We start from the raw sequence: 13047 nt of genomic DNA, 5'->3' as shown, positions 1-13047 counted from the left end.
GGTTCAACATCTTTCACGGAGTTTACGCATGTTCGATCGCAGACAATTCATTCTCGCCGGCACCGCGCTACTGGCTCTTGCCGCCGTCCCGGTTGCCTCCCTGGCGCAGGATGCGAAACCAGTCAGCGGTGGTGTGCTGACCTGGGGCGTGGAAACCGATCCTGCCACCCTCAACCCACAACTCAACGGTCAGGACAAGACCAAGCTTTTGTTGCGCAACGCCTATGAATCGCTCTTGGCCCGCACAGCCGACGGCGGCTACGTGCCGTGGCTTGCCACCGGTTACGAGATTTCCAAAGACGGCAAGACCTATACGTTCAAGCTGCGTAGCGACGTCACTTTTACTGACGGCCAGAAATTCGATGCGAAGGCAGTGGTCGCCAATTTCGAAAAGCTCCGGGATCCGGCCTATTCGACCAGTGTCAGTGCAGGGCCCGTCGCGCGCATTGCCGAGCTGAAGGCGGTCGATGACCACACGGTGTCCTTCACGCTCAAGGCCATTTACGCGCCTTTCCTCGATTATGTTGCGGGGCTGGAAATCCTGTCACCGGCGGCATTTTCCTCGTCGCAGATCAAGTCTGGCGGGCCAGAGATCGCCGGTACCGGGCCGTTCATCCTCAAGCGCTACGTCAAGGGGCAGGAAATCCAGTTCGAGAAGAACCCGGCCTATGCCTGGGCACCATCGACAGCCGCTCATCAGGGGCCGGCCTATCTCGATCAGGTAACCTATCGCTTCCTGCCGGAATCCTCCGTGCGCACCGGCGCGCTGACATCGGGTCAGCTCGACGTGATCGAGGGTATTTCGGGCAATGATGCAGCACTCTTCAAGGAAAATCCGGATTTCACCTACCGGACAGCACTGAATACCGGCACACCCTATTCGCTTTTCCTCAACGTCACCTGGGGGCCAACCCGGGACGTGAAGGTCCGCAAGGCGCTGCTCGCATCTCTCGATATCGACAAGGTTCTGCAGGCCGTCTATCGCGGCGAGCGCACACGGGCATGGGGCATTACCTCGCCGATTGACCCGCAATTTTACGATAAAAGTATCGAAAAAACCTATGGCGCCGATGCCGAGATCGCCAACGGCCTGCTCGACGATGCCGGCTGGAAAGACAGGGACGCGGAAGGTTTTCGTGTCAAAGACGGCAAGCGCCTGACAATCGAGGTCGTGCAGGCGCAGGCGACGGTGCGTGACCAGCGTGATGTACTGCTACAGGCCCTGCAGGCGCAGGCGCGGCAGGTCGCGGGCATCGATCTCGCTATCAATTATGTCGATGCCGGCACCTATACCGAGCGCCGCAAGACCGGCCAATTCGGCTCGATCGCCAATTCCAACACACCGACGGATGCGATTGATATCGAATACCATTACCTGCCGCTCGATAAGGGTGGAACGATCAACTACAGCCGCGCCTCGGCACCGGAACTGGCCGCATGGCTGAGCGAAGCCGCCTCGACGCTCGATCAGAAGAAACGATTCGAAATCTACACCAAGCTGCAGCGTTTCGCGATTGTAGAAGAAGCTTATGCCATCCCGCTCTATGAGCCGGAAGATCAGATTGCTGCCGCAAGCCATGTGAAGGGGATCAGCTTCCGGCCGTTCAAGCAATTGCCCGAAAGCGCCTACGACATCTGGAAAAGCGAATAGTCCGACATGCTCACACGGCAGATCGGAGAAAAAGTGCAGGAGCGGATGGCATGACTGCTGACAATGTGACGACCGTTGGCCACGCACCCGTGGCCAATTACCGCCGCAGGCATTTTCTTGCGCGAGGCGGCCTGCCGATGCAGGTACTTGGTCGTATCGGTTCGGGCATTCTCGTTCTCTGGGCGGCGGTGACGCTAAGCTTCATCAGCGTCCAGCTTGCACCCGGCGATATCGTCAGTCTGTTGATCGGCGAACAAATCCGTACGCCGGAAGTGGAGGCTGCGATCCGTGCCGAGTGGGGGCTGGACCAGTCACTGCTGGAACAGTATCTGGCTTATCTCGGACGGCTGTTACAGGGCGATTTCGGGCGGTCCTATATTCTCCAGACCGATATTTCCGGTCTTGTTGCATCACAGATGCTGCCAACGCTGAAGCTGACAATGGCTTCACTTGCCGTCGCCATCATTTTTGCCATCGCCAGTGCGGTGCTGACTGCCGGCAAGCGTATTCCGCGTAGCATTGCCGGGGGGCTCGAACTGACACTGATCTCGACGCCGACCTTCTGGCTCGGTATCCTTCTGCTTTATGTCTTCTCCTTCACGTTAAAAATCTTTCCGGTTTCTGGAGACAGAAACCTTTCGGCACTCGTGCTGCCTGCCTTGTCGCTCGGGCTGTCGCTCGGCGCCGTGCTCGGGCAGGTACTGCGGGAAGGATTGGAGCGGGCGCTGGAGGAACCGTTCGCGCTGACCGTTCGCAGTTGGGGTGTGAGCGATCTCGCGCTACGGCTTCGCCATGGTCTACGCCATGCGGCACTGCCGGCCGTGACGCTGGCCGGCTGGCTGGTCGGAAATCTTCTCTCCGGCGCGGTCATCACCGAAGCGGTGTTCGGGCGGCCGGGGCTTGGGCGCATCACCGTCGACGCTGTTCTGGCGCATGACATGCCGGTCGTGCTGGCCGTCGCCATCCTCTCAGCGCTCATTTACGTGGCGATGAGTACGCTGGTGGATATCCTTTATCTCCTGCTCGATCCACGTTTGCGTAACGAGGGTGGGAGGGCGAAGGCATGAGCGTTTTCTTCGATCATTCCCTGACTGCGGCGGGCCATTCCAGAAAGATAGTCACTGCATTTCTTTCCCGGCCGGGTGTCGTGCTTTCATCGCTGTTCCTGGTTTTCGTCGCAACAGCAACCTTCTGGCCGCAGCTCGTCACAGCCGACAATCCGCTTTTGGCCGATCCGATCAAATCGCAGTTGCCGCCGTCTGCCGAACACTGGTTCGGCACCGATCATCTGGGCCGCGACGTGTTTTCCCGCGTGGTCTACGGGGCTCGCTATTCGATCCTGATCGGTGTCAGTGCGATTGCCATAGCGGCGTTGGCAGGGTCCTTTCTCGGGCTGGTCGCGGGGTTGACGCGCGGCATTGTCGACGAGGCCATTTCGCGTTTCCTCGATGTCGTCTCCTCCTTTCCCGACTTGCTTTTGGCGCTGGTGCTGATCTCGTTTACCGGGCCGGGAACCGTCAATCTCATCTTTGCTCTGGGTGTCGCCTCCGTGCCGCGTTTTGCCCGTGTCGTGCGTGCGCAGACCTTTGTCATAGCCAAAAGCGGTTATGTCGAGCAGGCGAAAACCTTCGGGCTCGGGCGTAATACGTTGGTCATTCGCCACGTTCTGCCGCACGCGATCGCGCAGGTGCCGATCCTTGCAACGATCGGCCTCGGCTCCACGATCATCCAGGCGGCTGGCTTGAGTTTTCTCGGCATGGGGCCGCAGCCGCCGATACCCGAATGGGGCGCCATGCTGGCGGAGGCGCGCAATTATCTTCGTGTCGCGTGGTGGATCGGGGTGTGGCCGGGCGTGGCAATCACACTCACGGTCATCGCCATCAGCATTCTCGGCAAACGCTGGCAACTCGCATTCGAGGGCAGGAGGCAGGCATGACGCCACTGATCGATGTTCGCAATCTGAAGATCGGCTTTCCGCGCGACGGTGAGCAAAACACCGTCGTGCAGGGTATCGACCTGACCATCCATCGCGGTGAAACCGTTGCGCTTGTCGGTGAATCCGGTTCGGGAAAATCGGTGACGGCCAGGTCGCTTATCGGACTTTCCGGAAATACGGCGAGCGTCTCTGCCGACAAGTTCGAAGTTTCGGGCACGGATGTTCTTTCGTTTCGTGAAACCGACTGGCGTTGCTTGCGGGGTGAGGAGATCGGCTTCGTGCTGCAGGATGCGCTGGTGTCGCTCGATCCGTTACGCCGCATCGCCCAGCAGCTTTCCGATGCCGCCGGACGGCGAAAGCTGTTCTCGCGCTCACGACCGGGTCTGGACAGCAACCTGCTGCTGAAATCTGTCGGAATTCCCGATCCCGACCGGCGACTGCGGCAATATCCGCATCAGCTTTCCGGCGGCTTGCGACAGCGGGCGCTGATCGCCACGGCGATCGCACGAAATCCGTCGCTGCTGATCGCAGACGAACCGACGACGGCGCTGGATGCCACCGTGCAGAAACAGATCCTCGACCTTCTGGCCGAGCGGCGCAAGGCCGGGCACACACTGCTTTTGATCAGTCATGATCTGGCAGTTATCTCGCGCCTTGCCGATCGGGTGCTTGTGATGAAGGAAGGCCGGATCGTCGAGGAAGGATTGACAGCGGAGCTGTTGCGCAATCCGCGCCATCCTTACACGCGCCAGCTCCTCGATGCCGTGCCTTCAGCCGGTTCGAAAGGTTTTCGGCTTTCGGCTTCGGTGACAACGTCTGCTGAAGATCATGTCAAAGTGGGGGTGCCACGCGCGACACGTATCCCTCTGCCTTCAAAGACGGTGCATACCGGCACCCACGTTCTTTCGGTCCGTAACCTCGTCAAACATTACGGCGGCCCCGAAAGCACGCCAGTCGTCAATGATGTTTCTTTCGATCTGTCCGCCGGCGAGGCGCTCGGCATCGTAGGCGAATCCGGCTCAGGCAAGACAACCGTCGCCAAAATGGTTCTGGGACTTGTTGAGCCGGAGGAAGGCGAGGTTTTCGTCGATGGCCAATTGTGGAGCAACGTCGCCGAAAATACTCGCCGGCCACGCCGCAGCATCATGCAGTTGATCGCGCAGGATGCGTTCAGTTCCTTCGATCCACGCTACACGGTGGAAAAGATCGTCGGCGAAAGTCTCGATGTGACCGGCCTCTTTGGCGCGGAGCGACGTGACCGGGTGCTGGAAGTGCTCGAGGCGGTGCGGCTTAGCGGCGACTTTCTCAAGCGGTATCCGCGCGAGCTTTCGGGCGGCCAGCGCCAGCGTGTAGCGATTGCCCGCGCCTTTGCACCCCGGCCAAGGCTGCTCATCGCCGACGAGCCGGTCAGCGCGCTGGATGTTTCAGTGCAGGCACAGGTTCTTGATCTTCTGGCCGAACTTCAGGCCGCTTCCGGTACTTCGCTTCTGTTCATCTCTCACGATCTCGGCGTCGTGCATCACCTCACCGATCGTGTGTTGGTGATGAAGGACGGCCGAATCGTCGAAAGCGGCGATGTGGCTCAAGTGTTTTCTGCGCCGCGGCATGGCTACACACGAACACTGATCGAGGCCGTGCCGACGCTCGCCTGAGCTGCCGGATGGCCGTGGCGAACAAGTTTTACGACATCACATCCATTCAGGAGAAACCGACTATGGCACTCAATCGCCCCCGCCGCTTGAAAACGCTTACCGGTGCCAGCAGCGTGATTGCGGCATCGAACGACCCTACACCTACGACCGGGATAAACCGAGCGGTAGCACTGGCGAAAAAGGCTGAGGCGGAGAAGATCACCGGCCTTTTTACTGCCGATCTGCTTCATATCGATCCGGCCGGCCTTGCCGGAACGGCGGGCATTCAAGAGCCGATCGTCACGCTTTCGGCACTCAGCCAGGCAACATCGCAGATCGGCCTGATCGCCACGATCTCCACCACGTTTCATCACCCGTACAATCTCGCCCGCCAGATAGGAACACTCGATCACTTGAGTGGCGGCCGCGCTGGATGGAATGCGGTCACATCCTCCGTCGGCGAGGAGAATTTTGGCGAGACCTTGCCGAGCCCAGAAGAACGCTATGCCCGTGCCGCCGAGTTTATCGAAGTGGTGAACGCACTTTACGATGCCAATGACCGTGATGTCGCCCAGCGTCGCGCGAGCGGGGCTATCACGGTGGATCATGCGAAATTTCATCCCATTGCGTACAAGGGCAGGCATTTCGACGTGCAAGGCCCGCTGAACGTGCCGCCATTGCCGCAGGGCAGGGCTGTGCTTTTCCAGGCGGGGCAGTCGGAAGCGGGCGTTAACGTCGGCGCGCGGTATGCCGAAGTGGTCTATACATCGCAGCCGCGTCTGGACGATGCGATTGCCTTTACCACCGAACTGCGGCGCCGCGCCACCGGTTTCGGAAGGGCTGCGGGCCTGCCCTTCATCATGAACTCCTTCCACGCCGTGATCGGCGAGAGCGATGCGGATGTCGCACGCCGGCTGAAGGAGAAGCACGAAAAGATCGACTACGAACAGGGTCGTCTGAAACTGGCCGACATGCTGGGCGGCGGATTGGATCTCTCTGAACTACCACTTGATGAACCTTTGCCGGATGCGTTGCTTCCAGAGGTAACGAGCATCAACCGCCGTCGGGGCCGGGTGGAGGTGTTCAGGCGTTATGCCAAGGAAGGGCTCACCCTGCGCGAGTTGATCATCCAGGCGCAGGAAACGGGGCACTGGTCGCTAGCCGGAACGCCCGAACAGCTCGTCGATGCGATCGAGGAACGTTATCGCGCGGGCATTCTCGATGTCCTTTCTCTTCACGGCTTCGGAAATCCCGAACAGGAGGATTTGCTCGTGAACGGGCTCCTGCCGGAACTGCGCCGTCGTTCGATCATCGATACGGATTACGTCGGTGACGACTTCCGATCCAATCTGGAATTGCCCGGCCTGAGAGACCAGGCTGCAACGAGGCAAAGATTGGCGAGGTAATCTACGCGACGTCGTGATCGCTCAGACCGCCGCCAACGGATTGGATTATCTTCGGATCAAATGTGGAAATGCTGACAATGACTGCGAGCGAATTCTACCGTCAGCCGATGCGTCGCCGCCTGAAGGATACGACGGGCCAGAAACCGCGGACATTGATCCGGGTATTTGTGTCACCCGGCAAGTTGGAGGAAACCATCGCATATTACGAAAATCTTCAAGATGTGGAACACGACGCCTTTTTCCCTTTTGCTGAAGTCGGTCTGTATCTGGCGATGGTCGGCTCGTTCCTCATTATCGAAGGCACTGACGAACAACTTTCTCCCTTCCGTGAGACGACCGGGACCGTACTGGTTGATGACGTTCAGCCATACTTCGAAAAGTTTGTGGAGGAAGGTGCAGAATTCGTCTGGGACCTCCATGACGTGCCGACAGGTCGGGCTTTCAATGTTCGCCATCGTGAAGGAACGGTCGTCGAATATGTTCATCATCGCCCCGACAAGAATGGACGATAGTGGCGACGAAACGGATGAATAATTGCTCGGCCAGTTGTCGTTGACGATCGCAGGTTGGAGATCTGTCCAGATCCTCGTTCTCACGCTTGCGTGTGCCGGGTTCAGAACATAATCTTACTACTCTATGAGAAGCATTGTGCCGCTCGTTTTCTTCCGGCGATAGCAGTGGGTTGTTCGCTGCCATGTTTATGCTGAGCTATCTTTCGTTTGGTATTCCGGTCGTGATTGCCGGCGCAGGCATCCCGTCAATCGGCCTTCACGCAACGGTTTCGGCCCATGGGACGTAGATTGTCCTCATGGCTTCAGCGGCAGGAATATTGCCACAGCGCAACGCCCGCCGCGGGTGATTCAGGCGCGGATGGCAGTCCGCCGAATTCAAAGACTTGTCTTTGCATTGGAAATGTCTCGCTCTCGTCGTCAATCATGTCTGAATAGTGTTTCGCTTCGTGTCGACATGCGCATTCGATTTTCGAGATCGCGACAACAGGAAAGGCTTGCGACACTCATCGCGGGGTATAGACCGTGATGATGGTGATGCCGGGCCTACTTTCGAGAATCCGACTCTGTTCGGGCCTCTCAGGTTGGAAAAAGATAACTACTGATGAGCTGAAAGTTGGAAGCCTGCTGTCTATAATCCGCGGAGCTGCTGTCTGGACCAAGCCACCGATCAAGCCCGGTTACCCTCAACAACCCTTTGTTGAACGTTTTCTCCAACTCCTGTATCGGTCAGCATGACCCGGTGATTGCGCGGTTATTGCTCATGTGGAATTTTGAACCTCGATGCTGACAAAAAAGGGAAAATACGGCCTCAAGGCACTGGTTCATCTGGCGCAACTCGAGCCTGGCAAAACGGCTTTCGTGAGCGAAATTGCCGAGCAGAACAACATCTCAAAGAAATTCCTCGATGCGATCCTTCTGGAATTGCGTAAGGGTGGGATACTGCGCTCGAAAAAGGGCCCAGGCGGCGGTTATGCCCTGTCTAAGCCGGCGTCGGAGATTTCGATTGGACAGGCTGTCAGGATTCTCGATGGTCCGCTTGCACCGATACGTTGCGCCAGCAAGACGGCTTTTGAGGCGTGTGATGATTGCGATCACCCTGATGACTGTCAGGTACGCCATTCGATGATGGAGGTCCGCGATGCCGTCTCCGAGGTCCTGGACAAAATGACACTTGAAGAAATGGTCACAAAGCGCTCCACATCCTCGGTGAAGACGGCGAACGGCTAGACGCTGCAGGTCATTTTCGGCAATCGATATCCTGCTATGACGGGAGATGTTCGACGGGTTGGACCAATATCGGCATTCAACCGCCATATTCCAGGCGTGTCATTCTCCGCATGGACAACGTCATTTACCCCACGAAGACATCTTCGGATCGGGTAATCCTCGGTCTGCAAGGGGCTTTTTCAGCATATTCGTTGGGTCAAACGCAGGGCGTAACGCCTTACTTCTGGCCCTTTGGCGACTGCTCTGTTCGTGGCTGAAAGCAACCAACTCTAGGAATTGGCTCCTTATCGGATCAGGCATATCGCGCGTCACGAAGATAGAATCCGTAAAATCGTCGATGAGCGTGGATGCATGAGGACCTGTCCGGGTCAGGCTGGTGCCCGCTGTTGTGGCAGAAGATCCGAGTGATGTGCCAGCGCGACATCCGGATGGGATCGCAGCCTGCTCTTGAGATGGTTCTGACCGACTTCTCTGAAAATCGGATTGAGGGGATCCACGGTGATGCCTCGCTCCACCTTTTTCAGGTCTTCCGGCAATTCAACGACCGGAATGGTTGCGTCGTAGCGTGAGCCGAGGAAAAAGGCGACCGAAAATCGCTCAGTGCCAGCCGGCGGTGCGACGACATCGTGGACATCGGCACGCACGAAGCCGTTGGTGGCCAATTCAAGCAATTCGCCGGTATTGATGACGAATGTGCCGGGAACCGGTGGCGCATCGATCCAGACACCGTCTTCGGTGCGGACGCGAAGCCCAGGCGTCGTATCCTGCAGAAGTACGGTGACGAAGCCGCCATCCTTATGGGCTCCGACCCCCTGGTCGCTTCGGGCGATTTCACGACCGGGGTAGCGGATGATTTTCAGAAGCTGGGATGGCTGTGGTTCGTAAATCTCGGCGAAGACGTTTTCCGCTTGGCCGAGAGCCGCTGCGATCGCTTTCAGAATGTCGATGCCGACACGGGTAACTTCCGCCTGGTATTCGAGAAGCAGCGGCTTGAGCTCAGGCAGTGCGGTCGGCCATTGGTTCGGTCCGAGCAGACGTTTCCACGCGGGCGTATCAGGACCGATTGCAACCGGTGTGCCTTCCGTGTTGACGTCCAATTGTTCGCGCCAGTCCGGCTCTCCGCGGGTACGTTCCTGCCCCGCACGGTTATACCCGCGAAAATGCGGTGAATTGACCATCTCGATCTTGAGTTTCTCGTCAAGGGGCAGAGCGAAGAAACGTTTCGCAGTGGAGACGACATCCTCGATCAGCGTCGGGCTGACACCGTGGCCTTTCAGATAGAAGAAGCCATGATCATAAAGCACATTGCGCAGCTCGGAGATGAAAGCTTGTCTTTCTTCTGCCGTCCCGTGAAAGCGAGAAATGTCGAGGGTAGGGAGGGAGGTCTCGGTTTCGACCGCTACAGAATCAAGGGGCACGATCAGCCTCGTATTGTTAGAATGCCGGGCGAAATCTCGCCGTTGATCCCATGTTATTGTCTATCGAAAAAGTAGACAAAGAAGATAATCGCGAATATGCGCCATCGTGTAGAAAAGGTTTCCTGCCGGCTATACTCGAAGAGCTCACCCTCGATCCGCCGCGTCCCCGTGGCAAGCAAGGTGATGATATTGAGACGTACCGGCGACGGTTGCTTGAATCGTTCGAGCGCTCATCGTGTCAGGCGCTGAGGCACCATTTAGGCGTGGTTTCATGACCGATAGCATGTCACCCATGCCCAGCAGGATTCTCATTCCACGTCTTCCACCGAACTTCTTGCTTGTAAAAACTCGTGTTTCCTCAGGTGTCGAAATTCGGGCAAGTTTGTCTCCGCTGACCGTGTAAATTAGTGCAGTATTTTAGTAGACAATATTGGAAATTGCCGTGGTTGCGGCGAAACTGTGCCGTATGTTTTCCAAGGTACGGAGGCTGACAATGATTGGCGGTGGTATTTCCCTTTTCGGTTTCGACCTATTCGGTCCGGTGCGCAAGGTGATAGCGAATGCGCGGGAAGAGGCACGATTGACGCCCGAAGCTTTTGCGCGGACGGCCAAGGAAGATCACGATGACCAGGAAACTGTGGAGCGTGACGACAACGTGACCCTGTTCTGGAGCGTTCATTTCGCTTACTAAGAGGAGGTTGTCATGGCGTTGGCTTTTGAGCGGCGTCCGGCGCTTCGCCGGGATATTAACAGGCTGCGAGTAACGTCAATTCACATCGAGAGATGGTTGGCGCATTGCGCAATAACTGGCGCATTTGGTTTCGTGGCAGGAACTCTGATCTTTCTCTGACGAATTCGCGGCTCCCTATAGGAGCCGCTTTTCATTGAGGCGCGACTTCTGGCCTTCGCGGGGGCATTTTGTTCAGGGCGGCGACGTTACAAAGAGCGTTTTTACCGTCTTGCTGATCTCGATAGATCTCCTCCAACAAACAATTCATAGGCGGGTGTCTGCTCGCAATCGGCGCTCCAGCCAGAGGCTGTACCGCGAAGCGCCAAAACACATCACGAAATAAACCAGCGCCATCACGAGATAGGCTTCGTTGTAAAAGCCCAGCCAATTGGGGTCAGTTGCCGAAGCACGGGCCGCATTCAGCAGATCGAAAATTCCGATTACCGCGAGAAGTGAGGTGGCAAGCAGAAAGCCGATCGCTAGATTGACCATGCCCGGTATAACCAGCCTTAGCGCTTGCGGCAGAATGACCAACTGCATCGTGCGCCAATAGCCGATGCCGAGCGCGGTCGCTGCTTCTTCTTGCCCGGATGGAATGGCTTGTAGTCCGGCGCGAACGACTTCGGCGATATAGGCTGCCCAGAACAGGGTTATCATGATCATGGCCCGGATCATTTTGTCGAAATGGGCGCCGGGGAGTGCCATAGGCAGGATCAACATGGCGACGTAAAGGATTGCCACCATGGGCGTACCGCGCATGACTTCGATATACGCGATCGAAAATGTTCTCAAACCGCCGAGCCTGGAGCGCCGGGCGAGCGCCAGAAGGATCGCGATCGGCGTCGCCGCGGCAAAGCAGACTGCCCATACGAACAGTGTGACTGGCAAGCCGCCCCATTGGTTTGAAGAGACCGGGGAAAGTCCGAACCCACCTGTGAGCAGAAACCAGCATGCGGCCACCGCGAGGGGCCATGCGACCAGCAGTTCGTTGCGCCAGAAACGGGGCAGGGCGCTGGCACAAAGCAAGCCGACGAGGATCAGGATAACGGCAATCGGTCGCCACTGAAGCTCCTGCGGATAAAAAGCGAGAAACATGAAGCGGAGCTTCGCTATGACAAATGCCCAGCACGCGCCATCGCGCGCGGCACAGGCCGTCTGATCGCCGCTCCATGTGGCTTGGAGAAAAGCCCAACGGAAAAATGGTGGGACAAGCCATGCCAGCAAGGCAAGTGTCACAAGCGTGACGATCGTATTGGTGGTCGATCCGAACAACCCCACGCGCAAGGCCGAAAAGCGCTTCCGTGTCAGGCGCCGAACCTCGATTTGTGATGCAACGGTCATCGCGCCATCCCTTTCAATGCAACGCGCCTGTTGTACTCGTTCATTAGTGCCGACACTGTGAGATTGATCGCAAGGTAGGTTCCGATCAGGATGAGTAGCGCCTCCAGTGATTGGCCTGTCGTGTTGGCCGTGGTGTTGACGATGCTGACGAGGTCGGGATAGCCAATCGCCACGGCAAGGCTCGAGTCCTTGGTCAGGTCGAGATAACTCGACGTCGTCAGCGGCGTGATGACACGCAGCGCCTGCGGCAGGACGACCAGACGCATGATCTGGCTGTTATGCAATCCCAGAGACCTTGCCGCTTCCCATTGCCCCCGATTGACGGATTGGATGCCTGCACGAACGATTTCGGCGATGACGGCCGAGAATTTTACGACGAGGCCGGTTAGCAGTGCGGCAAATTCCGGCGAAAGATTGTAGCCGCCTTTAATGTTGAAACCTGAAAGCGCCGGGGCCTCGAACGTGATGTCGATGCCGCCAAGGTGAAGGACTGCCGCGACCGCCGACAGGATTCCCAAGCCGGCCAGAATGGCATTACGGCCATTGAGCTTGCCCGCTCGGAACAGAACAAGAAGCATGACCGCGTAGACTGCAGTGGTCGCGGCAAAGGCTGCGGGTAATCCCATGGCCAGGTCTTCGACCTTTATCGACGGAATATAGACCCCGCGGTTCGTCAGATAGACTGAGCCGAGAAGGGCGACTGCCTGCCGCGGAGCGGGAAATGCCTTTGCAAGCGAAATCCAGAAGAACAGTTGCAGCAACAGCGGCGTGTTGCGGATGACCTCGATATACCAGCGTACCAGTGCCGCAAGCAGGAGATTACCGGAGAGCCCGGCGACGCCGATCATGACACCGAGGAAGGTCGCCAGAACACAGCCGAACAGGGAGACCTTGAGCGTGTTGATAAGGCCGACAACGATGGCCCGAATATATGGATCGCTTGCGGTGAACGGGATCGTGCTTTCGCCAATCTCGAAATTCGTCGACCGCCAAATAAAATCAAAGCCCGGAGAGATGCCGATACGCTGCATCGTGTCGCCGACATTTATTGTCAGGTATACGATCAGGGCCACGAAAAGCCCCAATATTACGAGTTGAAGCAGGACCCGGCCACCCCACCACATCTGCAACCGGCGATGAAAGCCGGGCCTGCGGGGGCCCGGCGTTGCAATGATCGACATAAGCGATGATTGCC

11 protein-coding genes are annotated in these 13047 nt (G+C 57.6%); 8 read left to right on the top strand and 3 right to left on the bottom strand.

Going from position 1 to position 13047, the window contains the following annotated elements:
* The first annotated feature begins 28 nt into the window (after positions 1-28).
* The 7 genes from GGE33_RS21325 (at position 29) to GGE33_RS21295 (ending at position 8363) form a co-directional block, all read left to right on the top strand.
* Positions 29-1651, top strand: a complete 1623-nt coding sequence (locus GGE33_RS21325) for an ABC transporter substrate-binding protein (protein WP_183827683.1) — start codon at positions 29-31, stop codon at positions 1649-1651.
* A 50-nt stretch (positions 1652-1701) separates the two neighbouring features.
* Positions 1702-2718 (top strand): ABC transporter permease, encoded by a 1017-nt coding sequence (locus GGE33_RS21320; RefSeq protein ID WP_183827679.1) that lies wholly within the window; start codon positions 1702-1704, stop codon positions 2716-2718.
* The gene (locus GGE33_RS21315; protein WP_183827675.1) at positions 2715-3587 is read left to right on the top strand and encodes an ABC transporter permease; all 873 of its coding nucleotides are present in this window, start codon (positions 2715-2717) and stop codon (positions 3585-3587) included. Before GGE33_RS21320 ends, GGE33_RS21315 begins: the two co-directional genes overlap by 4 nt.
* Positions 3584-5239, top strand: coding sequence for a dipeptide ABC transporter ATP-binding protein (locus GGE33_RS21310; protein WP_183827672.1), 1656 nt, complete (start codon positions 3584-3586; stop codon positions 5237-5239). The genes GGE33_RS21315 and GGE33_RS21310 overlap by 4 nt, the downstream gene beginning before the upstream one ends.
* Positions 5240-5301: 62 nt before the next feature.
* Positions 5302-6624, top strand: a complete 1323-nt coding sequence (locus GGE33_RS21305) for an NtaA/DmoA family FMN-dependent monooxygenase (protein ID WP_183827669.1) — start codon at positions 5302-5304, stop codon at positions 6622-6624.
* Positions 6625-6701: 77 nt separating this feature from the next.
* Positions 6702-7136 (top strand): VOC family protein, encoded by a 435-nt coding sequence (locus GGE33_RS21300; RefSeq protein WP_183827666.1) that lies wholly within the window; start codon positions 6702-6704, stop codon positions 7134-7136.
* Positions 7137-7916: 780 nt separating this feature from the next.
* Positions 7917-8363 (top strand): RrF2 family transcriptional regulator, encoded by a 447-nt coding sequence (locus tag GGE33_RS21295; RefSeq protein WP_183686657.1) that lies wholly within the window; start codon positions 7917-7919, stop codon positions 8361-8363.
* 368 nt (positions 8364-8731) lie between these two features.
* Here GGE33_RS21295 and GGE33_RS21290 read toward each other — a convergent pair whose 3' ends face one another.
* Positions 8732-9781, bottom strand: coding sequence for an isopenicillin N synthase family oxygenase (locus GGE33_RS21290; RefSeq protein ID WP_183827663.1), 1050 nt, complete (start codon positions 9779-9781; stop codon positions 8732-8734).
* 493 nt (positions 9782-10274) lie between these two features.
* Between GGE33_RS21290 and GGE33_RS21285 the strand changes: the two genes are divergently transcribed.
* Positions 10275-10472: a hypothetical protein gene (locus GGE33_RS21285; protein WP_183827660.1), complete on the top strand. Its 198-nt coding sequence runs from the start codon at positions 10275-10277 to the stop codon at positions 10470-10472.
* Between the two features lie 303 nt (positions 10473-10775).
* Here GGE33_RS21285 and GGE33_RS21280 read toward each other — a convergent pair whose 3' ends face one another.
* Positions 10776-11852: an amino acid ABC transporter permease gene (locus tag GGE33_RS21280; RefSeq protein ID WP_183827657.1), complete on the bottom strand. Its 1077-nt coding sequence runs from the start codon at positions 11850-11852 to the stop codon at positions 10776-10778.
* Positions 11849-13033 carry an amino acid ABC transporter permease gene (locus tag GGE33_RS21275; RefSeq protein ID WP_183827654.1) on the bottom strand — a complete coding sequence of 395 codons (1185 nt, stop codon included), beginning with the start codon at positions 13031-13033 and terminating at the stop codon, positions 11849-11851. The genes GGE33_RS21280 and GGE33_RS21275 overlap by 4 nt, the downstream gene beginning before the upstream one ends.
* Between the last annotated feature and the right edge of the window lie 14 nt (positions 13034-13047).

Origin of the sequence: Aliirhizobium cellulosilyticum (assembly GCF_014198105.1) — a bacterium.
GTDB lineage: Bacteria > Pseudomonadota > Alphaproteobacteria > Rhizobiales > Rhizobiaceae > Neorhizobium > Neorhizobium cellulosilyticum.
Note: the sequence above shows the minus strand (reverse complement) of the source record. Positions and strands in the feature narration are given on the sequence as shown.

Excerpts from the sequence above, each read along its gene's own strand:
- GGE33_RS21300 (WP_183827666.1), top strand. The coding sequence starts at position 6,702 with ATGACTGCGAGCGAATTCTACCGTCAGCCGATGCGTCGCCGCCTGAAG.
- GGE33_RS21275 (WP_183827654.1), bottom strand. The coding sequence starts at position 13,033 with ATGTCGATCATTGCAACGCCGGGCCCCCGCAGGCCCGGCTTTCATCGC.
- GGE33_RS21315 (WP_183827675.1), top strand. The coding sequence starts at position 2,715 with ATGAGCGTTTTCTTCGATCATTCCCTGACTGCGGCGGGCCATTCCAGA.
- GGE33_RS21305 (WP_183827669.1), top strand. The coding sequence starts at position 5,302 with ATGGCACTCAATCGCCCCCGCCGCTTGAAAACGCTTACCGGTGCCAGC.
- GGE33_RS21295 (WP_183686657.1), top strand. The coding sequence starts at position 7,917 with ATGCTGACAAAAAAGGGAAAATACGGCCTCAAGGCACTGGTTCATCTG.
- GGE33_RS21325 (WP_183827683.1), top strand. The coding sequence starts at position 29 with ATGTTCGATCGCAGACAATTCATTCTCGCCGGCACCGCGCTACTGGCT.
- GGE33_RS21280 (WP_183827657.1), bottom strand. The coding sequence starts at position 11,852 with ATGACCGTTGCATCACAAATCGAGGTTCGGCGCCTGACACGGAAGCGC.
- GGE33_RS21310 (WP_183827672.1), top strand. The coding sequence starts at position 3,584 with ATGACGCCACTGATCGATGTTCGCAATCTGAAGATCGGCTTTCCGCGC.
- GGE33_RS21285 (WP_183827660.1), top strand. The coding sequence starts at position 10,275 with ATGATTGGCGGTGGTATTTCCCTTTTCGGTTTCGACCTATTCGGTCCG.
- GGE33_RS21320 (WP_183827679.1), top strand. The coding sequence starts at position 1,702 with ATGACTGCTGACAATGTGACGACCGTTGGCCACGCACCCGTGGCCAAT.